This is a genomic window from Nostoc sp. DedQUE08, from assembly GCF_034530895.1.
Classification (GTDB): Bacteria; Cyanobacteriota; Cyanobacteriia; order Cyanobacteriales; family Nostocaceae; genus Nostoc.
In genome coordinates this window covers 1-22,801 of sequence record NZ_JAVRCD010000032.1, presented here as the reverse complement: position 1 = coordinate 22,801, position 22,801 = coordinate 1, and the positions used below count along the sequence as shown (strand labels likewise).

Annotated in this window: 23 protein-coding genes; 9 read left to right on the top strand and 14 right to left on the bottom strand. The window is 41.3% G+C overall.

Annotated features, from left to right (window positions below; translation table 11 throughout):
* Positions 1-32: 32 nt before the first annotated feature.
* The 11 genes from RMY64_RS20905 to gvpN form a co-directional block, all read right to left on the bottom strand.
* Complete coding sequence (locus tag RMY64_RS20905; protein ID WP_322673878.1) at positions 33-566, bottom strand: chemotaxis protein CheW; 534 nt, start codon at positions 564-566, stop codon at positions 33-35.
* Positions 567-580: 14 nt separating this feature from the next.
* Complete coding sequence (locus RMY64_RS20900) at positions 581-943, bottom strand: response regulator transcription factor (protein WP_322651336.1); 363 nt, start codon at positions 941-943, stop codon at positions 581-583.
* 119 nt (positions 944-1,062) lie between these two features.
* Positions 1,063-2,472 carry a response regulator gene (locus RMY64_RS20895; RefSeq protein WP_322673879.1) on the bottom strand — a complete coding sequence of 470 codons (1,410 nt, stop codon included), beginning with the start codon at positions 2,470-2,472 and terminating at the stop codon, positions 1,063-1,065.
* Positions 2,473-2,912: 440 nt separating this feature from the next.
* Positions 2,913-3,608 (bottom strand): gas vesicle protein GvpC, encoded by a 696-nt coding sequence (locus RMY64_RS20890; protein ID WP_322673880.1) that lies wholly within the window; start codon positions 3,606-3,608, stop codon positions 2,913-2,915.
* Positions 3,609-3,683: 75 nt separating this feature from the next.
* Complete coding sequence (gene gvpA / locus RMY64_RS20885; RefSeq protein WP_163931998.1) at positions 3,684-3,905, bottom strand: gas vesicle structural protein GvpA; 222 nt, start codon at positions 3,903-3,905, stop codon at positions 3,684-3,686.
* Positions 3,906-4,144: 239 nt separating this feature from the next.
* Positions 4,145-4,834, bottom strand: coding sequence for a GvpL/GvpF family gas vesicle protein (locus tag RMY64_RS20880; protein WP_322673881.1), 690 nt, complete (start codon positions 4,832-4,834; stop codon positions 4,145-4,147).
* Between the two features lie 274 nt (positions 4,835-5,108).
* Positions 5,109-6,935, bottom strand: coding sequence for an AAA family ATPase (locus RMY64_RS20875; RefSeq protein ID WP_322700987.1), 1,827 nt, complete (start codon positions 6,933-6,935; stop codon positions 5,109-5,111).
* Positions 6,936-7,045: 110 nt separating this feature from the next.
* On the bottom strand, positions 7,046-7,795 hold the full coding sequence (locus tag RMY64_RS20870) for a GvpL/GvpF family gas vesicle protein (protein WP_322700986.1): 750 nt from the start codon (positions 7,793-7,795) through the stop codon (positions 7,046-7,048).
* A 223-nt stretch (positions 7,796-8,018) separates the two neighbouring features.
* Entirely contained in the window at positions 8,019-8,456 is a 438-nt protein-coding gene (locus RMY64_RS20865; RefSeq protein WP_322673884.1) for a gas vesicle protein K, read from the bottom strand.
* On the bottom strand, positions 8,443-8,793 hold the full coding sequence (locus tag RMY64_RS20860) for a gas vesicle protein (protein ID WP_322673885.1): 351 nt from the start codon (positions 8,791-8,793) through the stop codon (positions 8,443-8,445). The genes RMY64_RS20865 and RMY64_RS20860 overlap by 14 nt, the downstream gene beginning before the upstream one ends.
* Complete coding sequence (gvpN, locus tag RMY64_RS20855) at positions 8,790-9,962, bottom strand: gas vesicle protein GvpN (RefSeq protein WP_322700985.1); 1,173 nt, start codon at positions 9,960-9,962, stop codon at positions 8,790-8,792. Before gvpN ends, RMY64_RS20860 begins: the two co-directional genes overlap by 4 nt.
* Positions 9,963-10,173: 211 nt before the next feature.
* Here gvpN and RMY64_RS20850 point away from each other — a divergent pair, with 211 nt between their 5' ends.
* From RMY64_RS20850 to RMY64_RS20840, 3 genes are all read left to right on the top strand, one after another.
* Complete coding sequence (locus tag RMY64_RS20850) at positions 10,174-10,425, top strand: gas vesicle protein GvpG (protein ID WP_322700984.1); 252 nt, start codon at positions 10,174-10,176, stop codon at positions 10,423-10,425.
* 116 nt (positions 10,426-10,541) lie between these two features.
* Positions 10,542-10,859: a hypothetical protein gene (locus RMY64_RS20845; RefSeq protein WP_322700983.1), complete on the top strand. Its 318-nt coding sequence runs from the start codon at positions 10,542-10,544 to the stop codon at positions 10,857-10,859.
* The gene (locus RMY64_RS20840) at positions 10,856-11,221 is read left to right on the top strand and encodes a retroviral-like aspartic protease family protein (protein WP_322683468.1); all 366 of its coding nucleotides are present in this window, start codon (positions 10,856-10,858) and stop codon (positions 11,219-11,221) included. The genes RMY64_RS20845 and RMY64_RS20840 overlap by 4 nt, the downstream gene beginning before the upstream one ends.
* Positions 11,222-11,447: 226 nt before the next feature.
* Here RMY64_RS20840 and RMY64_RS20835 read toward each other — a convergent pair whose 3' ends face one another.
* The 3 genes from RMY64_RS20835 to RMY64_RS20825 all read right to left on the bottom strand — a co-directional run bounded on the left by RMY64_RS20835 (position 11,448) and on the right by RMY64_RS20825 (position 14,342).
* On the bottom strand, positions 11,448-11,963 hold the full coding sequence (locus RMY64_RS20835) for a GNAT family N-acetyltransferase (protein ID WP_322683469.1): 516 nt from the start codon (positions 11,961-11,963) through the stop codon (positions 11,448-11,450).
* Positions 11,964-12,140: 177 nt separating this feature from the next.
* Positions 12,141-12,425, bottom strand: coding sequence for a hypothetical protein (locus RMY64_RS20830; protein ID WP_322683470.1), 285 nt, complete (start codon positions 12,423-12,425; stop codon positions 12,141-12,143).
* 45 nt (positions 12,426-12,470) lie between these two features.
* Positions 12,471-14,342 carry an ArsA family ATPase gene (locus tag RMY64_RS20825; protein ID WP_322700982.1) on the bottom strand — a complete coding sequence of 624 codons (1,872 nt, stop codon included), beginning with the start codon at positions 14,340-14,342 and terminating at the stop codon, positions 12,471-12,473.
* Between the two features lie 418 nt (positions 14,343-14,760).
* Here RMY64_RS20825 and RMY64_RS20820 point away from each other — a divergent pair, with 418 nt between their 5' ends.
* The 6 genes from RMY64_RS20820 (at position 14,761) to RMY64_RS20795 (ending at position 22,412) form a co-directional block, all read left to right on the top strand.
* Positions 14,761-18,021 (top strand): WD40 repeat domain-containing protein, encoded by a 3,261-nt coding sequence (locus RMY64_RS20820; RefSeq protein WP_322700981.1) that lies wholly within the window; start codon positions 14,761-14,763, stop codon positions 18,019-18,021.
* A 376-nt stretch (positions 18,022-18,397) separates the two neighbouring features.
* Positions 18,398-18,745 (top strand): DUF1493 family protein, encoded by a 348-nt coding sequence (locus tag RMY64_RS20815; protein WP_322700980.1) that lies wholly within the window; start codon positions 18,398-18,400, stop codon positions 18,743-18,745.
* Positions 18,746-18,910: 165 nt separating this feature from the next.
* Positions 18,911-19,558 carry a histidine phosphatase family protein gene (locus RMY64_RS20810; protein WP_322683474.1) on the top strand — a complete coding sequence of 216 codons (648 nt, stop codon included), beginning with the start codon at positions 18,911-18,913 and terminating at the stop codon, positions 19,556-19,558.
* Positions 19,559-19,642: 84 nt separating this feature from the next.
* Positions 19,643-20,668 carry a glucokinase gene (locus RMY64_RS20805; protein ID WP_322683475.1) on the top strand — a complete coding sequence of 342 codons (1,026 nt, stop codon included), beginning with the start codon at positions 19,643-19,645 and terminating at the stop codon, positions 20,666-20,668.
* A 45-nt stretch (positions 20,669-20,713) separates the two neighbouring features.
* A complete protein-coding gene (locus RMY64_RS20800; RefSeq protein WP_322675661.1) occupies positions 20,714-21,316 on the top strand; it encodes a hypothetical protein in 603 nt (200 codons plus the stop codon).
* Positions 21,317-21,956: 640 nt separating this feature from the next.
* Positions 21,957-22,412, top strand: coding sequence for a response regulator (locus RMY64_RS20795; RefSeq protein WP_322683476.1), 456 nt, complete (start codon positions 21,957-21,959; stop codon positions 22,410-22,412).
* Positions 22,413-22,801 lie beyond the last annotated feature (389 nt).

The following is a 22,801-nucleotide window of genomic DNA, read 5'->3' as shown; positions in this document are numbered from 1 at the left end:
GGTAGGAGACAGAAGGCAGGAAGCTCTGAACTTTAAAGAGACTGAAGGGCTTGAATCACAACATGGGTGTCAATTAACATCAAAGGGCTACCTTGAGAATCCACAAAGTAACCCTGCAAGAACGAGCCTAGTCGGGCAGGTAACATCGATGCCGAAACCGCTAACCGCTCTTGGGGGTCATAAACTTCAATGCTATTGACTTGCTCCACCAACAGCCCGACGGTTTGATTCTGGACTTGAACGAGCATCGCCATGCCAGAGCTACGCACACTTTCTCGCCGACACCAGTGTGTTGCTCCCAACAAACTTGCTAAATCAAGAATCCAGATAGCTTCTCCCCGCCAATTCATGATGCCTAACAAGAATTCTGCTACCTGGGGTACTGGCAAAATCTCGGTGAGTGCAACCTGAATTACTCCCCGCAAATCAGCTAGTGGGAGTAAACCATTCACCTTTCCATTCAACGGAAATCTTAAAAACCTCTGGTTGTTTCCTTGGGGAGAGTTTTCAAGTCGAAATTGGCTATTAATAGGTAGCGCTCTAAAGCTATCATTGCCCTGTACCATTGCCCCAGTTTCCTTTAGCGAATAAATTTATTAACAGTCTGGAGCAAGGTATTTTCATCTACAGGTTTGACTAAATAGCCATCAGCACCACTCATATTGCCCCAAGTTCTATCAACATCTGTGTTTTTAGTTGAGCAAATCACTACCGGGATTGCTTTTGTTGTCGGATCGGCTTTCAACTTGCGGCAGAACTCAAATCCACTTTGGCCTGGCAAAATCAAATCCAGTAGAATCAAGTCAGGTTTTTGTTGTTTCAAGCGCAGTTGAGCCTCTTCACCACTGCGAACTTCATAAACTGAATATCCTCCTTGCTCCAGGTAACGTGTCATCTTTTCGGATTCTGTGAGGCTATCTTCAACTAAAAGAACTTTTTTCATTTTTATTTCCTAGCTATTTAATTCAGATTTTGAAAAATGATTGCGACAAATGAATTAACATCCAAAATCTGTTTTGAAAATGGGTGTAGAGGAGCTACTGGCATGATTGTCGCTTCAATCTAAACGTTTAAATACTTGTGAAGCACATTGAGTACTTTGTCTGCTTCTACGGGTTTACCCAAAAAGTCAGTTGCCCCTACTAATTTTGCTCGCATCCGATCTACTATTCCATCTTTCCCCGTTAAGATGACAACCGGCACATCTTTAAGACTTGGAGTTTTACGGATTTGAGAACAAATTTCATAACCATTCACTTTTGGCATCAAAAGATCCAAAAAAATGAAGTCGGGCTTGCTTTTAATTAGCTTTAAAACTGCTGTCAAGGAGTCTTGAATGCCAATAAAGCGATAATTTTGATGGGTAAGAATTTCCTCCAAACTGCGACAGATTGTCGGACTATCATCCACACAGGCTACTAAAGGTCTGGAGACATCAATAATTGCTTTGCTAGCTGCTGGGGGAGCAACTTGTATAACAGTATTCTCTTCTGTCTTCAGTGAAGAATTGGAATGATTAACTGCACTCGATGGAGTGACAATTTGTTTGCTAGTCGCGGGGGGTGCAACTTGTATAACAGTGTTCTCTTCTGTCTTCAGTGAAGAATTGGGATTATTAACTGCACTCGACGGCGTGACAATTTGTTTGCTAGTCGCTGGGGGAGCAACTTGTATAACAGTGTTCTCTTCTGTCTTCAATGAAGAATTAGGATTATTAACTGCACTGGAGGGCTTGCCAGTTTCTTGACTAATCCCAACCTTCCTGGGGCTTGGGGTGGGTGAAAAAGCGATCGCCCCTGTTTTTACCAATGGCATCAAGAACCGAGACAAAACTAAGGCATCCCGACCGCTTTTTTGCCCTAAACCTCGTAAAGTTTTTGTGCCATCAACTAGAGAAATAATCTGTTTAGAGGATGCTTGTCCTTGGAGTAGTTCAAGTTGTTGAATAACAGGATATAAATTAGGCGAGTAACTTGCCAATCCTGCATCTCGCCATTCTTGCCAGACTTGTGTAGCCTGTTTTAATACTTCCTCAGTTGGTAGTACAGCTAGGAGAAACCCAGGAACTGCACCAACAACGGTAGTAGGTGACAACTGCCCTGCTGGATTGTTGCCATTTCTTTTGGCTTCAACGTACTGGATTATATCAAACAGGACTTCAGCTATTAAGCTTGTAATCAGGCTAACAAGTTGTTGTTGTTCGATTAATTTTTGTTCTCGCAATTTACTAAGAATGCAATACTCGCGATAACTTTCCTGGGGAGAGACAAGCCCCTCCAACTTTGCCACATCTAGATTAGGACAGTATTGCGACAAGTGCCGTCGCCATCGCTCATCGGCATTAGAACCGCCAGCCTGCCAAATTAATCGTCCTAAACGAAAATATAGCGTCCAAGTCGGCCCGTCCCTGGCTTCAAGATTCAGCCTGCCTGTGAATAATTTAGTTTGAAGTTGCTCGATCAATTGATTCACAATGGATCGCACCTCCTTGTATATCTTGAATTTTGCATTTACATTAGAATTCCTCAAACAATCCAGCTTACTAACCTCATCGTGCGATCGCCAATAGCACAGTTCCACAGTTCAAAACCTCGATCGAGCTACCCCAGCTTGTTATATCCCTTTCCAATCCGCACATTTTGAAAGTTCAAAGCTGGAAGCTCGAACAAAGATTTAAGCTCTTTTTTTAATTAGAAATAAGTTATCTATATTAGTTTTGCAACGTTACATATACTGAGACAATTGCTTGTCAATACAGACCTTAAAAAAAGATGTAAATTTTGAATACTACAAAGCATATACCAGCTTTAATGTTTATCGATTGCGTGCTATGCCTCCTGAAGGCAAAAGACACAAGCGATCGCAAGAGCCGCTAGTCTGCAATTACAAAAAATGAGCTGGAATCAAATTTGTTAAGAAATTGCTTGTTGCCGAATAAAGTATTGGCGATCGCGTTGTTCTAGTACTCCTTGCTTGATCAAGGAGCGCAGGATATCTATCGTTTGCACCCTGGTTAAGCCAATCACTTCTTCAATTTCTATTAAAGTAGCTCCTTGGGCTTGCTGAATATATTGCTGCACTTTAGATTTAGTATCTGCATTCGATTCAGGCACTTTTCTAGTCATGGTATTGACGGAAGGACGAAAACCAGTGGCTTTAATTCCAGAACGAGAGATTGACCATTTTGGAACCGTTGCCACTAATTTTTCTGTTTTAGCAGAAGGCGGGGCAACTACTTGTTCATGAGTGCGGTCGCCCCAAACACTTTTATGTAAAATTGCTCGGAAATTTTGCAAATCTTGAAATAATGTCTGAGCCTTTGCTGTCCGCTGTTGGCGGTATTCTTGCTGGCGTTGGCAGACATCTGTTTTTATTTGCAATATTTCTAATTGCCGTTCTACAATCTCTTGCTGAAATTGCTGCTGTTGTAACTTTCTGTTGTGGTGAAGACTAGTAACAGAACTGCTCAATTCTTGATGAAGTAAATCTGCTTCCAACTGCAATTCTTGTTGAGTTAGCTGTTTCCACTGGTTAACTTGTTGACGGCGTTCAGCAGTTATTTGCAATCGCTGCGATCGCTCTTGTTCCCACAAATTTTTGAGAGCCATCAGCTGAATTCTCCTATTTTGTTAACTAGAAACATTAAATGGGAGCCATGAAGACTCCCTTTTTATAATGTGCTATTAAGCAGCAGATGGAACAGCAGCCTGAGATGTTAAACCAACTGCCTCGGCATATCTTAAGTAAGTTTCAACTGAAGCAATTACAATCCGAGCTTCGATTGATAGCAGTTCAATACCAACTAAAGAAACACGTACCCAAGCATCAACTACAATTCCTTTGTCCAAAATCCGGTCAATAACTTCAGCTAGACTAGAAGATGAGTTAACTTTTTCAACAGCCATTTTCTTTTACTCTCACAACTCTGATTATTGGTTTCATCTTGCTCTGATTGAGCAGTAGGTAAAAATTACACAATGTGTTTTATTCTTCCTGAGTTTAGTGTTCCCAAAAATATGAGATAAATATAATAAAATAAAAAAATATTAAAAAGTTAACAATATTTTTTTAGCAAAAAATTAAAGAAATAATTAGCCCATCTTCATTTTTTCTGGGAAAGTTATAATTATTATTTTTTATGAATTTATCTGAGAGTATTTTTTAGAAAATGATAGGGTGGCAGAGGTTCACTTAGTGCCAATTGCCAGTGCGAGCATTGTACCTGCCAGAGGGAAAGCTGCTGCGTACTGAGCGTTGAATCGTTCCGCTGTGCCAAAAAGTGGATTTGCCGCACATCTGCCTGTCGAGTTTCACAGATAACATCTGTATATGTTTTGAGAATTGACTGGTTCAAGAGTTCCCACTGTTCGGATTGTTGTGCTTGAAATGCTTGCTGTGTTTGGTAGCGTTGTTTTTTCGCTAATAAATAGGCTTTTCCTCTAGCATCAATAGTGTCAGACTCATCAAGCAAAGAACTGGGTGTCAATTTTAAAGTGTACTCAACTTTGTCTGCTAGCTGAGTAAGGGTTTCTAGATATTGCTCTTGGTGCTGTTCTAGATGATTCAGCAGTTTTTCTTGCGAGGTAAAACCGCTGCCAAAGCGTAAGGGAAGAAGGGGAGTTTGTTGAAAGAGTTCTCGAATCACGCGATCGTGGATTAATACAGCTTGAAGTAAACGCTCATCTGTGGCTTGTATTCCCTCTACTGAGATTTCCGGTTCTACGATCGCACCTAAACCAGAACAGTAAACGAGTTCGGTATTCCTTTCCATCCCTAAAGGTAGAACAAGCTCTGATGCGGTGGGTACTAGAAGAGCATAGGCGTATACTGACATAAACTTGGGATACTTATTAAGTAATTAAGTTTGTACACATGAAGTTCTCTGGGACACTTCTTTTTACATCAAAGGTGTTTCCAAAGAGTAAGTATCGCTGTGTGCAACGTTCTCTCAAACCTAACCCCCAGCCCCTTCCCTACTAGCGTTGGGGAGCAAGAATCAAAGTTTCTCTCCCTGTGGCGGAGAGGTTTGGAGAGGGGTTCTAAGGATAAGTTGTACATCGCGTTAAGTAGCTTCTGTTGTTAACTTCTGCGTTGTTTCAAGTCAGAGACTATTCAGATTGGTGCTGATTATCAAGCATTTGGTATGTAACTTGGAAATCATCATTTGTAATCTGAATCAGGCTGGAGTCAGTCAATCCTTGGGCGCGGTATCGACGAATTGCGCTTAAAGCAGCTTGATTGCTCAACAAAGCCAAGTCTGCGCCATTCCAACCCTCGGTAACTGTCGCCCAGGTTTCTAAATCGACATCAAGCAAGGGACGATCTAGATTGTGAACTCGTAAAATCGCTAATCGGCTGGCTCTATCTGGGAGATCGATTTTGATTTGTAAGTCCAATCTTCCTGCTCTGAGTAAAGCAGGATCGAGGGTTTCTGGACGATTGGTTGCTCCTACTAACAATACTTTAGGGCATTCATGCAACCCATCCAGTTCGGTGAGTAGTTGACCGACAACGCGATCGCTAACTCCAGAATCACCAGTGAATCTTCCCCGTGCTGGTGCTAAGGTATCAATTTCATCTACAAACACAACGCAAGGCGCTGCTTGTCGAGCTTTGCGAAAGAGTTCTCTAACTGCTTGTTCTGCGGCTCCTACCCATCGGCTGAGTAATTCCGGGCCATTCACAGCAATAAAGTTGGCTCTAGCTTGCGAAGCGATCGCTTTTGCCAGTAATGTTTTTCCCGTTCCCGGCGGCCCCCACAACAGAATCCCACGGGGAGGCTTGGCTTTGGTTTGCTCGTATAGTTCGGGATAAAGGAGTGCGCCCTCTACAGATTCTTGAAGTTTTTGTTTCACATCATCCAAACCACCAATGTCATCCCAACTGACACTTGGTGCTTCAACTGCTACATCCCTGAGAACTGAGGGTTTTATCTCCTTAATTGCTTCTAGAAAATCCTGCTGCATAACAGCCATGTTCTCAGGAACGGGACTGTTGAGCGAGGGGACTTGACGACGAAGGGCAATATAGGCTGCTTTTTGACAAAGAGCTTTAATATCGGCACCGACAAAACCAACGGCCAAATCAGCGATCGCTCCTAAATTAACCGCAGTCTCCAAGGGCATGGCACTTGTCAAAATCGTCAGTATTTCTAATCGTCCATTGCGATCGGGAACCCGAAACTGAACTTCGCGATCGAAGCGTCCCGGACGACGCAGCGCCGGATCGAGATAATCGGGACGATTTGTTGCCGCTAATACAAGTACGCCCTCGGTTTTGGCAAACCCATCCATTAACCCAAGCAACTGCGCTACTAATCTTTTTTCAACTTCGCCTTCCACTTGGCTGCGATCTGGGGCAAGGCTATCAATTTCGTCAATAAATATCAAGCAGGGAGCAGAACGAGTTGCTTTCTCAAAAATATTTCGTAAACGAGCTTCTGCTTCCCCGTAATACTTGCTCATTACCTCTGGGCCATTGATGGCAATGTAGTTTAACTCTAATTCTTCTGCCAAAACACGGGCTGTTAAAGTTTTTCCCGTACCGGGCGGGCCAACTAGCAAAACCCCACGCGGAGGCTCTAACCCTAATTTAACCAATAAATCTGGACGTTTAAGGGGAATTTCGACTAACTCTCTGATTTCCTTGAGAACATCACCCAAGCCGCCGACACCTTGCCAAGAAGCTTTTGAGTTCTTGTTAGCTGATGGGGTGGTGACATCATCAGCATTATCCATTGGTGCAGCTGCATCAGTAGAATTGGCTCGAACTCGGCTGGAACTAGTTTTTCTCGGAATATTGCCTTGCCGGGGAATACTGCTGAGATTATGAGAGCGAATTTCAATAGAAGTTTTTAACTCTCCTTTCTCTACTTTTTCTTCTAAAGCTTTGGCAATTTCTAATAGCTGTTCAAATCCTTTAAATATGTCGTCCATTGATTTTACTTAAATAAAAGGCAGAAAAAATTAATTCCCAAAAAAATTAAAATTTTCAATAATTTTTGATTTTCAATTTTTATTGCTGTTCAACAGTGAAAAAAATTAATTCAGTTGGAAACCAATAATCGAAGACGAGCAAAGTTAAAGGGGGCAGTGAAATTGTTGTAGCGAATTCGCAAACGGTCTTCAAATTGACGATCGAGTGCTTCAACGTGTTCGCTAAATTGTGATTCTGCTTCCCAAGGAATTAGGTAGGCTGCATTGTAGATCATTGTGTCCATTTGGGGAGTATTTTCCACCATATCGATCGCAATGGAGTTGAGCGTGCCTTGAAATACATCTATGATGCCTTGCTTGCGATCACTCATTCCCCGTTCGATGGCTTGCCCTATTTGGATCGCTTGCTCCATACTCAAGGGTTGACCCACTAGCTTATCCCTTTCAGTTTTGAGATTTGGATTTTCTGCTAACAATCCCTGAATTTCTGCCTCAGTATCCCAAAAAACTTTGACACTAACTTCTCGACAACCCGATAACTTCGCAAGCAATTGCGTCAATTCTTCTTGATGAGGACGAATTAATTGCTCTGAAACCGTTTCCCAGCTTGAAATCAAAAGTCCAAATTGCATGGGTAATAAATTGCGATCGCCTGCTTCCATGATGTCCTCAAGGACTTTCTCATGACTTAGCAGGTTACGGCGGCTTGCCAAATAACGCTCTTGCTGTGCTTCGGAGTAGATAACTGCAAAACCATCCAAAATTTTAATTTGTACAGGTTGCCGATCTATGCCCTGTAAATTTAAATTTTGTGGAGCAGGCAAGGTCAAAATTCCGTAAATGTAAAAGCCATAACTCATAAGAATGTCTTACCAAGAAGAATATAGATAAAAAAGTTACCAAAAACAGGGTGTGGGGTGTTGGGTGCAGGGATTAGAAAATCCTTGTATGAGTGGGTTTAGAGCTTACCAAAAAAGAAGAATTATACCGAATGAAAGTGGCACGAGGTATAAGGTGTCCAAGTTTTCAATCCCACGCTTTTAACCCTGGGTTCCCTACACCCTACACCCTACCCCCTACACCCTATGAAAGGGGTTTAGAAGTGAGTACTAATCTTAACTTGGCATGAACTAAGCTTAATTGAGCCAGTCCTAAGTCCAAGTCACCCTCAACCACAACACCCGTATTTAATAGGCGATCGAGGAGTTCTAGAATAGAGGGTTGACTAGAGGTTTCACCGGGGTAGTATCCTCCAGATTGGGGAAGTAAATTTCCCATTTCACCCAAGTTAATATTTAGATCGGCTGGGTCAATATCAAATATCTCGCAAAGCTGAACAACTTGCTGTTCAAGCTTTTGCAGGCTTTCGGCAGCTCGATCTAGTTCAGAATCGCTGAGGTTGCCAGCATCCATTCGCCGAATCACCTGAGCTTCCATGAGTTGGCGTATCAGTTCAACAACCGTCAGTAACAACGGTGCTAAACCTGAATCGGAACCTTTTGATTTGCTAATCGCCTGCATTCTGATGATTAATAGGATTGAGTGCTTTGAGCGATCGCAGTTCTGTTTCTAGGCTGGCAACACGCTCTTGAAGTTGTTGATTAGTTGTTAATAAGGAACGAGCTTGACTATTAAGATAGGGGTCGCTCTCCCACCAGTTAATTCCAATCTCTTTGGCTTTATCAACAGAAGAAATCAACAAACGAATTCGGATGTTGAGCAGTTCTGTGGAGCCGACAGAAACAGAAATATCTCCTGCTATCACAATGCCTTTATCTAGAACCCGTTCTAGAATATCTGCCAAGGTAGAACCTTGAGTTGATGTGGTGATAGCTCCCCGATTAGTATTAGTACTCATTTGTTTATTAAATGGCCAGAATCAAAAGCAACTGTTTGTGAGATGTTCTGCGGCTCGGCATTGCCCTGCATTTGTACTAATACTCCCTGCTCTCTGAGAGACTTGAGTGCAGCTACAATTTGACTGCGATCGATCCCTAACTCTACTGCCAATTCAGAGAAACGCCTTCCTGGAGAATTGCACAGGTAGTTGTAGACTTCATGCTCGTAAGGTACTCGTTGTTCCAATACAATCTGATTTTGGCTGTCTGGTATGATCTCAGTCGGCTGAGATTGAGTATTTGTACTATGATGCAATTCACTCAAAACCTCTTCCAGTAGCCGAGTTGCTTCTATCAGAGGTTGATTCGTGCGAGAAAGCAGGATATCGGCACAAATATCTTGGAAGTAAGAATCTCCGAAATTGATGGAAATTTCGTGTTCGTGGCAGATTCTAGCAATCATCAGACAAGAACGTAATCCACCGCCCAGCCCAGAGCCAGATCGACTCCAAAACATCCGCACTAAGCGCACGATTTTGTCTGCTTTCTCAGAATCTATGCCTGTTTTATGAACTACAATTTCCTGCTGAGTTAGTTCATCAGGTGGAGGCATATCGATGGTAATAACACGATCCATCAAAGCATCCTGAGTTGCATGAACTCCACAATACTCTTGAGGATTTGATGTTAAGATTGCCCGAAACTGAGGATGAACCCGGATATACTCGGCTCGCTGTTGATTTGTTGGCAATACCAACAACCTCTCTTCAAGTACGGAGAGTAAAACGTTATTTACCTCCGGGTGCGATCGATTGAATTCGTCGTAAACCAGCGTAAATCCTTCTTTACAAGCTAGGGTTAATCGTGCATCAACCCAATGTTGTCTAAGTTCATCCTCAACTTTCACAACGCTGTGGATGAAATTATCAACAACCTTTTTGCGGGTATAACCTAATTGATTACCAATCAAGTCTGAGGTTTTAAACTCATCATCTCCAAATAAGAGGATGATAGGCTGGTTGAGCAAATCAGCTAGATGCATTGCCAGAGTAGTTTTTCCGACTCCGGCCGCACCACGTAAATGTACTGAAAAACCCGACTGTAGATAGCGCAAAGCACGTTGAGCGATACGTTGAACAGCAGGGGTATTGACAAATCGTTGGGGAGATGCATTTAATACTGTTGTCAAGCTCTAAGTACCTCGTAAGTAATAATTTTATGTAAAAGTAATTTTTTGCACATCGGGAATATAAAATACAGATGTCAATAAGCCTTAACTGAACTCAAATCCAACACATTTTGGCATCAACATAAGACTAAGTAATGTTTTATATAATGTCATCAGCAAGATTACGGTCTTGTGAGACAGCTGTAACAAATCTACACAAGTGTAAATTAATATGGTTCTGCGCTTCTTACTATTACCGATTACTGGCCCATTAATGGGGGTAACGTGGCTTGGGGAAAAAATTTTAGAACAGGCGAGTACTGAAATTGATGATAAAGAAAATCTCAGCAAGCAGCTTCTTGCACTGCAACTTGCTTTTGATATGGGAGAACTTTCTGAAGAAGAGTTTGAAATTCAGGAGGAAGCTCTTTTATTAGCGATTCTGGAAGCAGAAAAGCAGGAACGCGATGAGACACAGGAGTAAGACAGGAGGCAGAGGAGGAACTACACCCCCGAACGCGAGGCTTTTTTCATCGAATTTAATCTGTGATGTGTGGATGAGAGAAAATATAAGTATTGCGATTCCGAATATAATCAGCCATGACTGAAACCAAACCCACCCGTACCGCACGCAGGGGACGAATATTCCCTGAAATTCAGTGGAATGAAGAACAAAAAGCACTACATGAAGCCAAACGCGAGGCTTTTTACCAACGTTGTAAACCTATTTTTGAGCGAGTCAAATCAGAATTAATTGAAACTCACTACAACTGGTTTGTTGCAGTTGAACCGGATAGTGGAGAATATTTTGTTGATAAAGATTTAGAAGTAGTTTCATTACGGTGTCGCAAACAGCATCCAGGCAAAATACACTATGCTTTTCGGATTAATGAGTCTGGGGCTTGCGGCACGATATGACGATTTCCGGTTTTTTTGGTGATGAGGATGCACTACTTTTTGAAATTAATTTAGTAACATCAGATGGATTAGAATTACCTGTTGAGGCGATGTTTGATACAGGTTTTTCGTATTGGTTAGCGATTAATGAGCAAGATATAGATGCACTTGGTTGGGAGCGTTTACGAGAGCAAACAATGCGAACTGCACGGGGAGATGTAAAATTTGAAATCTATCTTGGTCAAGTATTATTTGATGGCCAAGGGGTTGACATACCTGTACATGTTGGCAAAGATTTAACAGAAGTTTTGCTCGGTCGTCAATGGTTAACAAATCGTCGGTTAGTCGTTGATATACATTCGGGTGAATTAACGTTGGGATAACTAAAGACAATAATAAATTAGACAAAAATTGAGGGAGTTTTCAAAATTTAAAACCGACAGTGTTCCACATTCTGGTGCATTCCAAAATATTTTTACATTTAATATTTGGAAATAAGGAATATATCAATATTCCCAAAGAAAAACCATTTTCTCACTAGGGGTTGTTGCCACAAACGGTAGATCAGGCTTACTATATGCACATCAACCAGGTTTGTTCATTGATGAATTATTCCAGATTGAGACGAACTTGATATTTATAATGTTCAATTTCTTCAGGAATTGGGGATTCTAGTTTAAAACCATGTTTTTGATACCAATGAATTAAATTAGGATTAGCATCAATATCCTTAAAAGTTAGACAACCATGAATTTTTTTAACCTTTTTGCTTTTTGCTAAATCAACAATATACTTTAATAGATAAGTTCCTAAACCTTTCCTACGATAGTCAGTTGGCTCATTCCAATGTGTTAGCTGGAATAACTTATCACTTAAACTTAAAAACTTTGATTCATTACTAATAATGATGTCTGACAAAACCATATCTTCTTGAGAATTGAAAGTGCAGTAGGCATGACCTATTCTAATTTTCCGTTTGCATCTGCTTAAGTGAAGTTGGATTGATTGATATTCCTGCTGTTCGTCGTAAAAATGATACACTTTTAAATAGTATTCTAGGCCTTCTTTGTCAAAGATTTGGTTTATTGTGCTAATAATACAGTTGTCTTGGATTTTGTAATTCATAACAATAGATAATTTGTGTGTAATAAGTCAGTAGCCTAACGCTGACTTATAATTTGAGAATGCCCACATTAACACATCTGCTAACGAGTTTTAGAAAATTATATTACGGCCTTCCCTAGTTCAACTGTTTATTTGGTGAGTGTTAGGTGCAAGAGATCAGTTTCTGTGATTCTTGTATTAATATTCCAATGTTAGGGTGTTGAATTTTGGTGTATTGTCCTCCAAATCAGTATTTACTTGCTGATGGGTAATGTCCTCTTCAGCAATTATTTGACCATTTAAAATAGCAAGACGCTGCTGAATCTGAGATTGGCGTGCTTCGAGTTTCTTTAGTTCCTGCTCTAAACGCTCTTTTTCAAGCATTATTTTGTAAGCATTTAAGTAAACTGTTGCTTGAGAACGTTGAGGTGGCATTGAGCTAAGTTTGGCTTGAATTTGTCCACGTTTTGGAGTGCGGTGCATAATAAATTTCTCTTTGGGTATGAAAGTATTTAGTCTAATTAGCTGTTAAAATAAACAGCCGGCTGCTGCTTGGATGCGTTCTAAAGGTTGAACTGAGCGAGGAAGCATTGGTAAGCGAACCATTGTCAAACCTGGAAAATCGCAATTAATGGTTGCTGTAGAAGTAAAGCGGTTGAGAACAAGGTAATTCTGGCTCACACCTATTTCTTGCATAGATTTGAATAGGCGTTGTTGTTCGGCAAGTACACTAGTCTGGTTAAGTGTAATCCCAATGAACTCTGCTTGTTGTGGGTCTTTTAGCACTTTTTGGGCTTTGACTACGCGCTGTCGCAAAGTTCGTAAACGCCCCATAAATTCTGTACGACCAAGGACATTCTGATACTTGATCCAGAGTTTGAAAATCCAAGCTAGCCAGTCTGCTAGTGCATTTGGCATTTCTAGAAAACGCAGAAGATGACCTGTAGGAGCAGTGTCTAAAATAATCAAGTCTTCTTCTTGTTGCTCTAGCAATTCCATTACTGTTAACAGGGAAAGCATTTCATCAATCCCTGGTAAAGCTTGACCGACAATTTTGCGCCAAGCAACAGGAGCATAAGCCATTTCAATAGTTTCGCTTGTTTGGGTTTCGCCACTCATCATTTCGGCCAGTTCCCACAGGTAGTCGGCTCTGAATCGATCGAGAATGCGATCGCTATCCACTTCCTGACCTCGAAGATTGGCAGTTATTTGATATGGTTCGTGTCCTAAACTCAAACCAAAGGCATCACCCAAGGAGTGAGCAGGATCGATGGAAACCATGCGGATTTTGCGATCGGGATGTTGTTGAGCCATAGCCCAACCAATGGCAGCTGCTACTGTGGTTTTGCCTACTCCACCCTTACCGCCAATTAGTAACAGGCGACGACCTTTGGTGAGAAAATCTCCAAAGCTAGGAGGAATTGTTTCCGGCCATTGAACTGGGAGTAGATCGATAGGAGATAGCGGTTCAAGCTGAGGAACATGGATTTGGTTGATCAGATGGCTGAGGGCTAGAATCCCTAAAGGCTCTTTATCTTGCTGTGGCACAATAAAAATCGGCTTTCCGTTAGCAAGATCCGTATACTGGCCGATTAGGGGTTGTTGTTCTTGGTAACGATCTGGGTCAGTTGCACTGGCAAGAACTTGGTTAACAAACAACCCTCCGCAAGGAACCTGCATGGTTTGTAAGGCTTCTAGGAATCGTTTTGACTCCAACCAACTCATTGGTTCGGCGATCGCAACCAACAAACAAGCTGTATGCTTAGGATCTTGAAGCAGACGGCGACCTTGGGAAAGTTCAGCTTTCAGGGTGTGCAAAAAGTCGTCAGCGCGATCGGGTGTGTAACTTCCAGCAAAGGTCTTGCTAATATACCGATGCTTTTCTTGAAACAGTTCCAGAGAGTGGAGGAAAGTGTCTAAAAAATCCATCAATCCAAACAAGTTGAGAGTGTGACCGCTAGGAGCCATATCTACTACTACTCGATCTACCTGCTGTTCGTTGAAAAGGCGTTGGATCTCTAACAAACCCATCAATTCGTCCAGTCCAGGCCAATTTAAATCCCAAACTGGAGACAAGTCTTCTCCTTCAACAAAACTACCCCGTTCCACTAGCAGTTCTAATACCTGACCATAACGTTCTTTAAACTTTTGTAGCAGAAGCTTTGCATCCAACGCCCTTACTAGTAGATTGGGTAGTTCTGCTATGGGACGAGGAATGTCATCAACGCTAACTTGTAAGACATCTCCAAGAGAGTGAGCTGGATCGGTTGAGATTAAAAGAATTTGCTCATTGCTAAATTTCTGCGCCCAACGATATGCAAAGGTGCAGGAGATTGTCGTTTTTCCGACTCCACCTTTGCCGCTAAACATAGCAAGGTGTAGGTTATCAAAAAGTTCCATCCCGTTTGTCATTTCCGGCGTTTTAGGATAAAGTTACTACATATTTTTGAAAATTACTTAAGTAATTTTGCTGAATAAATCTATTTAAAACCTTAATTTTTCACGGATAGGATTTACAAAACTTCTATCCTATAGGCTACCGTGTACACACAAGTTGGAAATAATTGACAAATCCGGGTTTTACCCCACCCTAACCCTCCCCGTATGTATTGGGGAGGGAACTATATTTCTTTTTTCCCCCCTTTACAAGGGGGGATTAAGGGGGGTAATTCGACTTTTGATTCTATAGGGCGGTGACAGGGAAAGCTTTACAAGAGAATGTGTAATTAATTTTGTTGAGTTACTTAAAAAGATTAGCAAAGGAACTATAACTGAGGTAAAGATTTAGCCAGAGGTGTCCAAAGGTAAGGAGATATAAATGGTTAACAGTTCTGAAAGCGATATAAATATTGGGTGTAATGTCCAAGGTATTTCTGAATACGACTTTTTTTCTGACAGTAATTTTGAGGACATTCATTATCGTCCGCTTAAAATAGACTCTCCCTACTTAGGACTAAAAACTTTTGAAATTAAAGATAAAGATAAATTTTTTGGTCGGGAAAAGTGGATTGCTAATCTGGGCGATCGCTTAAACCAAAATAATGTTCTCTTGCTTTTAGGAGCATCAGACAATGGCAAATCATCATTGATTCGGGCAGGTTTAATTCCTTATTTAGGAAATAATAACAATTCATTAATTAATATAAGTTTTCACCCAGATGAGAATCCTTTTAAATCTCTTTATCAGTGTCTTGCTTTTACTTATGGAAAAAAATCGCCACTAGCGGATATTGCTAGAGAAATAAGAGAAAATACTCTAATTAAAATTGTTACATTACTCAAACAAGATTATCAGTGCGTTCTGATTTTTATTGACCAATTTGAAGAACTTTTTACGAAAACTCAAAAGCCAGAACGGGATAAATTTGTTGATAGTCTCTTTCAATTGTTCCAGCAGCAGGATAGCTCTGTCAAAATTATTTTAACAATGCGGTCTGATTTTTTGGATAGATTTAGTGAGTATCCCCAACTTGCAAAGATTCACGATCGCTATAGTTGTATACTCACTAGAATGAGCGATCGCGAATTAAAGTTAGCGATCGCTGAACCTGCTGCTAGAATTGGCGTTACCTTTGAACAAGGACTAGTTGAGCAAATTATTCATGATTTTCACCAACAAAATGATTATTTACCACTTCTGGCATACACCCTGAATGTATTGTGGGAAAGAGAAGATATTGCAAACGGGGTTCTGAAGATAAAGACTTATCAAGAATTAAAAGAGCAAACGTTTGGTTATTTCAGCCAACAAGCTAATCGATTTATTAATGCTAATGTTGGATGGCACGATCGCCATTCGAGAGAAAAGGAAGAAGAGATTCAAAAGTTAAACCTTGCACTGACTGAATTAAAACTGCGCGAGCAATCCGCCAGGGTTTTGAATTTACTTCCCGTCCAACCGCTAGAGGGTTTGCTGCTGGCAATTCAAACAATGGGTGAGAATCTAGAGAAATACCCAAACCAGCTTCTAGCTTCTGTTTTGGGAAGCTTAAAGGAAGCAATGAACACACCCACAGAGGCAAATAACTTGCGCGGACACGAGCAAGAGGTGAATTGCGTAGCTTTTAGTCCTGATGGCAAGTTTATTGCCAGTGGCAGTAGTGATTCTACTGTATGCTTATGGAATATCATTAGCAATCCCACTGCCGAATTTTTGTTGGGACACGAGCAAGAGGTTAATTGTCTAGCCTTTAGTCCTGATAGCAAATTTATTGTTAGTGGCAGTATTGACGGAATTTTGTGTTTATGGGATCTACAAGGTAATCTCATTATTCAACCCTGGCAGGGACATGAGGAAGGAGTTATTTCCGTCACCTTTAACCCAAATGGCGATTCTATTGTCAGTGTTGGTTTTGACGGAACGGTGTGTTTGTGGGATTTACAAGGTAATGCCATTACTCAACCTTGGTGCGGACACAAGGAAGGAGTTATTTCCGTCACCTTTAACCCAAATGGCGATGGCTGCGCCAACCCCTCCGGGGTACGCATGATCGGTGTTGGTTTTGACGGAACGGTTTGTTTGTGGGATTTACAAGGTAACGCCATTACTCAACCCTGGCACAAACATGAGGCAAAAATTATTTGCGCCGCCTTTAGCCCCGATCGCAAGTTTATTATTAGTGGCAGTAGTGATTCTACAGTACGGTTATGGGATATTCAAGGTAATCCCATCGGTCAACCTTGGCGCGGACATGAAGGAAGTGTAAATTCTGTAGCGTTTAGCCCTGATGGCAAGTTTATTGTTAGTGGTAGTTGCGATCGCACAATACGTTTGTGGAATATTAATGGCAACTCCATGACTCAACCTTTGCGCGGACATGAAGGACAGGTTAATTCCCTAGCCTTTAGTCCCGATGGCAAGCTGATTATCAGTGGTGGCGATAAAACTGTGCGTTTGTGGGAGCTAGATCAAATATTACAAGATCGAGTTATCGGGCGATCGCAGCGCAAATATGAGAATTGGATCAATTCTGTCGCCTTTAGCCCAGATGGCAAGTTTATTATCAGCGCCAGCAATGATTCTACTGTGCGGTTGTGGGATATTGACGGCAATCCTGTTGGTGAACCTTGGCGCGGACATGAAAAAGAAGTGAATTCTGTCGCCTTTAGCCCAGATGGCAAGTTTATTATCAGTGCCAGCAATGATACTACAGTGCGCTTGTGGGATATGAACGGCAATCCTATTGGTAAACCTTGGCGCGGACATGAAAAAGAAGTCAATTCTGTCGCCTTTAGCCCAGATGGCAAGTTTATTATCAGTGCCAGCAATGATACTACAGTGCGCTTGTGGGATATGAACGGCAATCCTATCGGTCAACCTTGGCGCGGACATGAAAAAGAAGTGAATTCTGTAGCCTTTAGCTCTGATGGCAAGTTTATTATCAGTGCCAGCAATGATACTACAGTGCGCTTGTGGGATATGAACGGCAATCCTATCGGTCAACCTTGGCGCGGACATGAAAAAGAAGTGAATTCTGTAGCGTTTAGCTCTGATGGCAAGTTTATTATCAGCGCCAGTAATGATTTTACAGTACGCTTGTGGGATATTGACGGCAATCCTATCGGTCAGCCTTGGCGCGGACATGAAAAAGAAGTGAATTCTGTTGCCTTTAGCCCAGATGCCAAGTTTATTATCAGTGCCAGCAATGATTCTACAGTACGCTTGTGGGATATTGACGGCAATCCTATTGCTCAACCTTGGCGCGGGCATGAGTATTGGGTAAATTCCGCAGCTTTTAGCCCTGATGGTAAACTGATTGTCAGTGGTAGTCTTGATGGAACAGTGCGCTTGTGGCGCTGTGGGTGGCAAGAGTGGTTGCAAGTTTGCTGCAACAGGTTACATTATCATCCCGTCTTTCAAAATCCTGAAAATGGCAGTGATGTAGAAATTGCCCACCAAACTTGTCAAAAATATGTATGGAATCCACAATGCCCTAAACAGTTGAACAACCAAGGCGAGCAAAAAGAGAAAGCGTTTTCAGCAGCTTTGGAGGACTTTAAGCAAGCAGTTCAACTTAATTTTACATCGCATTGGAAACATCGCCTTGCTTGGCAATCAGTACCCACAGAGAACCAATAACTCGTCCTACTAGCACCGCAAGTTTAAAATATTGGGTTTCAAAAACTTACGGAAAGTAAAGTCCAATCATTAACAGAATTACTCAATCCAATAATTTAAGTTTGCCGTACTAGTAGGTTGGGTTGAGGAACAAAACCCAACATTTGCAGGACTAGAATTAAGTCATCTAAAGCTTGGATGAAAATAAACAGTTAGTAGCGCTGGCATAATTTCACGAGTTAAAATATCTGCGACTAAATCTGATTATTGCAAAAGTTGGATGGCTACAATAACCCTATCTTGCTACCAGTTCATAGATACTTGACCAGTATTTACCTGGTAATAATTTCCTTGTTGATAGGATTCTTGCTACTGGAGTTTGTCACCTAAAAAGCTTATGTTATTTACAGATAGATTTAACCAACTTGCAGCAATTATTTATAATGAACTAGGTGTACAAACAAAAGATATTACTCTTAATATACGGCTTCGGGAAGACCTCAAAATAGATGGTGATGATGTTGATGAACTATTTTCTAAAATCACTGAACAGTTTGGTATAGATTGGCAGGGGTTTGTTTTTTACCGATACTTCCATGAAGAACCACATTTATTTTCTTTACTTTTTGAGTGTTACTATCGCAAACGTTACGGCACACTCAATACAATTACCGTCAGCCATCTACTATCAGTTATTGAATGTGGAGTTTGGTTTGAACCATCCCAATCTGATATTTACATTTGAGTTCATGACATAATCTTAACTAGTTGATACTGATAAGTTTTCCTAATCATTACTATTATTAAATATTATTACGATTTTTGTCCTATATTAATATTTGCAGCCGTCCTTGCAGATATCTATATATTTGTTTAGCGGCGAATTCTATTCATCGGAATAATTAAACCCATGAGTCAAATAGTCTGGATAGCAAGACACGCTAACCGCCTCGACTTCGTAAACCCCGATTGGTTTCTTACCGCTGAACGACGCTACGATCCACCCTTGTCTAATGATGGTATGGTGCAGGCACAGCAGTTAGCTAAACGATTGAAAAAAGAAAATATTGGCCATATTTTCGCTTCTCCTTTTCTGCGAACCGTACAAACGGCAAATGCAGTTGCAGAAATGCTCGACTTGCCGATTAAACTCGAAACAGGCTTGAGTGAATGGCTAAATCCAGTTTGGATGACAGAAGAACCCGAAAGACTCTCAACTCCAGCATTAGCAAAATTATTCCCCAGAATTGACACCAGCTATACTTCGCGCATCGCCGCCAAATATCCTGAAACTCACGAAAAAGTGCGAGAACGTTCTGGGCAAACTGCCAGATGTTTAGCTACTGAGTTCTTTCCAGAGGATATCTTGCTAGTCGCACATGGGGCATCTGTGTTGGGGGGAGCAATGGGGCTAGTGGGGGAAATTGCCAAAACAGAAGTTAAAGCTTCTTTATGTTCGTTGGTAAAAGTGGTACGCGAAGATCCAGAATGGTTATTGGAACTAAAGGGAGATACTTCCCATTTAACCCACATAGAAGAAGTGATTCGATTTGCCTAAACCTCTGATAGATATTTGTGTTCATAGCTTCTGGTAGGTTGGGTATATCCCACAAATAAAGTAATTAATCCCCGAATAAGTTCTATGACTTTATTACTAGCAGGAGACATCGGCGGTACGAAAACTATTCTGCAATTGGTTGAAAAATCAGACTCACCAGCTTTACATACTATTTATCAGGAAAGTTACCACAGTGCCGATTTTCCTGATTTAGTACCGATAGTGCAGGAGTTTTTGGTCAAAGCTAATACACCTACACCAGAAAAGGCTTGTTTTGCGATCGCCGGCCCCATTGTCAAAAATACTGCTAAACTGACCAATTTAGCTTGGTTCCTGGATACCGAACGTCTACAAGAAGAATTGGGTATCCCGCATATTTCTTTGATTAATGACTTCGCCGCCGTTGGCTATGGCATTTCAGGTTTACAAAAAGAAGACTTGCTGACATTGCAAGTTGGCAAACCTCAACCCGAAACCCCCATTGGAATTATTGGTGCTGGTACTGGCTTAGGGCAAGGATTTTTAATTAAGCAGGGGAACCACTATCAAGTTTTTTCTTCAGAAGGTGGACACGCTGACTTTGCTCCTCGGAACGAGATCGAGTTTCAACTGTTGAAATACCTGCTAGGTAAACATGATATCCAGCGCGTTTCTGTGGAACGCGTGGTTTCTGGAATGGGAATTGTGGCAATTTACCAATTTCTGCGCGATCGCAAATTTGCCACAGAATCACCGGATATTGCCCAAATCGTTAGAACTTGGGAACAAGAAGCCGGACAAGAAGAGAAAAGTGTCGATCCTGGTGCTGTCATTGGTACAGCTGCACTAGAAAAACGCGATCGCCTCTCGGAACAAACTTTGCAATTATTTGTAGAAGCTTACGGTGCAGAAGCCGGTAATCTCGCCCTGAAACTTCTACCTTACGGTGGCTTATACATCGCTGGTGGAATTGCGCCCAAAATTCTGCCTTTAATTCAAAACAGCGGTTTCTTATTAAATTTCACCCAAAAAGGCAGGATGCGCCGCCTCCTCGAAGAGATCCCGGTGTATATTATCCTCAACTCGCAAGTCGGCCTAATTGGTGCTGCTTTATGTGCTGCTAGGTTATAACAGCTGGCATCATCAGTGAGATCGCTATCTCAAAGGGCAAAAAATATGACAGTTAAAAGTCTGTTGCCACTAATAGCCGCCACCATTGTTTGTGGTGGCTCTGTTCTTGTGGAAGCGCGTCAACCCAAATCTCCGGTAGCTGTTGTCAAACCAAAGGTTTCTCAACCCGTGCAGCCACAATGGAAGTTATACACTGCTCCAGATGGACGTTTTACAATTTTGATGCCGGGAAACCCCAATAGAAATACCGAATCCCAAAAAACTTACATGGGGGAAATTACCTTAGAAATATTTATTGCTCAACCACCAAAACAGCAAGTAGCATACATAGTTGCTTACAATGATTTTCCTTATAGTTACGGTGAAATGGCCGATCCTCAAGCTGTACTTAATAATGCACGGGATATGGCTTTAAAGACTACGAAAAGTAATTTAATTAGTCAACGAAACATTCGCAGTTACAATAATCATCCCGGCAAAGAAATTCAGTACATCAATTCTGGAGGGAAAATTACTATAAGTAGAATGTATGTTGCCGAAGGAAGACTATATCAAGTAATGGCAATCACTACCAAAAAACAGCAGAAGACATTAGCTAAAACTATTAATGGCTATTTAAATTCTTTCAATGTGGTTTTAAAAAAGTGAAATAACTAACAACTTCTACTATATTAGCCTTGTAATTAATTGCAGGGCTAATATAACGTGAGTTCGACGAGTGCTATTTTGACCTCTCCCTCAGCCCCTCTCCTACGTTCGCGCAGCGTCTCAAAGAGTGCATAGCAATTGTGAAGTAACGGCTGCTACCAAGCAGGAAATTGAAGCCACCTTATTATTACCTTAGCAGGACTTACGCACTGAAAACTTGAAAGCTTGATCCCCCCTAGCTCCCCTTAAAAAGGAGGGAATCTTAAAAGCCCCCTTTTTAAGGGGGTTGGGGGATCTCTTCTGCGTAAGTCCTACTTAGAAGGAAGTTGAGGATAGCGAATGGGAATAGTTTTGTTGATTAATCCTTTATGGCTATTTTCAGTTAATTGAACCACAGATTTTCGGAGGGAACATACCGTGCCCTTATTTGAAAAGTTTTTCTACGTTTTATGTCGTAGTTAATCAATTCATTTAGTAAATCAAATATATCTGCTCATAGTATAAGAATAGAACCTAGTAATTTTAACCGTTTAATGGTTCTCTGCTACTTTTTCTTTAACCTATCCGGTTGTCTCGTTCCCTTAAGACTACGGTTTTTTCAAATAGCTTTGCCCTTAAAGCCCTAATCGCAGGTCTTATTATGAATTTAATCAATGACTTTTGCTTGGCAGTTGGGATACTCAAAGGTGTACAAGTACTCGTTGTAGACAACGATCGCGATAGTAGGGATTTGTATGCTTTTTTACTCGAAGACCTCAGCGCAAATGTGATTACCGCTGGTTCCATAGAAGAGGCTTTAGAAACCCTGAGTTGGTTCACACCCAACATTATTGTCAGTGAAATTAGGTTTTTAGGTGAAAGTATTTATACATTGCTAAATAGATTGGATGCTATAGAGCTAGACAATGGTAAGCATATCCCAATCATTGTGACTTCAACATCTACCACAGGTACTTGCGATCAAATTCCAGATGTAGAGTTTGAAGAATATTTACTTAAGCCATTCGACCTTGACGAGTTTGTTTCTATGATTGTGAATCAAGTACAGGAAAAAGCGACGGAAAATTTTTGCACCGAGCTACTAGTTGCAAACTAGTAGGTAAGTTTAAGAGGTTGTTTGAAAAGTGGTTGGCTGTGATTTTAGGCACTAACCGATCCCCCCTAGCCCCCCTTTTTAAGGCTACCGTGTATACACAAGTCGAATTACCCCCCTTAGTCCCCCCTTGTAAAGGGGGGAAACAAGAAAAATCCGGTTCCCTCCCCTTTACAAGGGGAGGGTTAGGGTGGGGTAATTCGAGAACTGGTAGTAATTCGATAACTTGTGTGTACACCGTAGCTTTTTAAGGGGGGAACCGGAATCAAAGTCCCCCTTTTTAAGGGGGATTTAGGGGGATCTAGAACGTTTTGTTACCGAGAAGAAAACTTTTCAAACATCCTCTAAGCTCGACTTTATCCATTTTTAATTCAATCAAGCAGCGTAAACAG

Bases quoted from the DNA above. Each gene is read 5' to 3' on its own strand.
- RMY64_RS20905 (WP_322673878.1), bottom strand. From the start codon at position 566: ATGGTACAGGGCAATGATAGCTTTAGAGCGCTACCTATTAATAGCCAA.
- RMY64_RS20860 (WP_322673885.1), bottom strand. From the start codon at position 8,793: ATGAGTACTAATACTAATCGGGGAGCTATCACCACATCAACTCAAGGT.
- RMY64_RS20815 (WP_322700980.1), top strand. From the start codon at position 18,398: ATGTTATTTACAGATAGATTTAACCAACTTGCAGCAATTATTTATAAT.
- RMY64_RS20870 (WP_322700986.1), bottom strand. From the start codon at position 7,795: ATGAGTTATGGCTTTTACATTTACGGAATTTTGACCTTGCCTGCTCCA.
- RMY64_RS20800 (WP_322675661.1), top strand. From the start codon at position 20,714: ATGACAGTTAAAAGTCTGTTGCCACTAATAGCCGCCACCATTGTTTGT.
- RMY64_RS20825 (WP_322700982.1), bottom strand. From the start codon at position 14,342: ATGGAACTTTTTGATAACCTACACCTTGCTATGTTTAGCGGCAAAGGT.
- gvpA (WP_163931998.1), bottom strand. From the start codon at position 3,905: ATGGCTGTTGAAAAAGTTAACTCATCTTCTAGTCTAGCTGAAGTTATT.
- RMY64_RS20865 (WP_322673884.1), bottom strand. From the start codon at position 8,456: ATGCAGGCGATTAGCAAATCAAAAGGTTCCGATTCAGGTTTAGCACCG.
- RMY64_RS20795 (WP_322683476.1), top strand. From the start codon at position 21,957: ATGAATTTAATCAATGACTTTTGCTTGGCAGTTGGGATACTCAAAGGT.
- RMY64_RS20805 (WP_322683475.1), top strand. From the start codon at position 19,643: ATGACTTTATTACTAGCAGGAGACATCGGCGGTACGAAAACTATTCTG.
- RMY64_RS20835 (WP_322683469.1), bottom strand. From the start codon at position 11,963: ATGAATTACAAAATCCAAGACAACTGTATTATTAGCACAATAAACCAA.
- RMY64_RS20875 (WP_322700987.1), bottom strand. From the start codon at position 6,935: ATGGACGACATATTTAAAGGATTTGAACAGCTATTAGAAATTGCCAAA.
- RMY64_RS20810 (WP_322683474.1), top strand. From the start codon at position 18,911: ATGAGTCAAATAGTCTGGATAGCAAGACACGCTAACCGCCTCGACTTC.
- RMY64_RS20840 (WP_322683468.1), top strand. From the start codon at position 10,856: ATGACGATTTCCGGTTTTTTTGGTGATGAGGATGCACTACTTTTTGAA.
- RMY64_RS20820 (WP_322700981.1), top strand. From the start codon at position 14,761: ATGGTTAACAGTTCTGAAAGCGATATAAATATTGGGTGTAATGTCCAA.
- RMY64_RS20845 (WP_322700983.1), top strand. From the start codon at position 10,542: ATGACTGAAACCAAACCCACCCGTACCGCACGCAGGGGACGAATATTC.
- RMY64_RS20880 (WP_322673881.1), bottom strand. From the start codon at position 4,834: ATGTCAGTATACGCCTATGCTCTTCTAGTACCCACCGCATCAGAGCTT.
- RMY64_RS20830 (WP_322683470.1), bottom strand. From the start codon at position 12,425: ATGCACCGCACTCCAAAACGTGGACAAATTCAAGCCAAACTTAGCTCA.
- RMY64_RS20890 (WP_322673880.1), bottom strand. From the start codon at position 3,608: ATGGCTCTCAAAAATTTGTGGGAACAAGAGCGATCGCAGCGATTGCAA.
- RMY64_RS20850 (WP_322700984.1), top strand. From the start codon at position 10,174: ATGGTTCTGCGCTTCTTACTATTACCGATTACTGGCCCATTAATGGGG.
- RMY64_RS20900 (WP_322651336.1), bottom strand. From the start codon at position 943: ATGAAAAAAGTTCTTTTAGTTGAAGATAGCCTCACAGAATCCGAAAAG.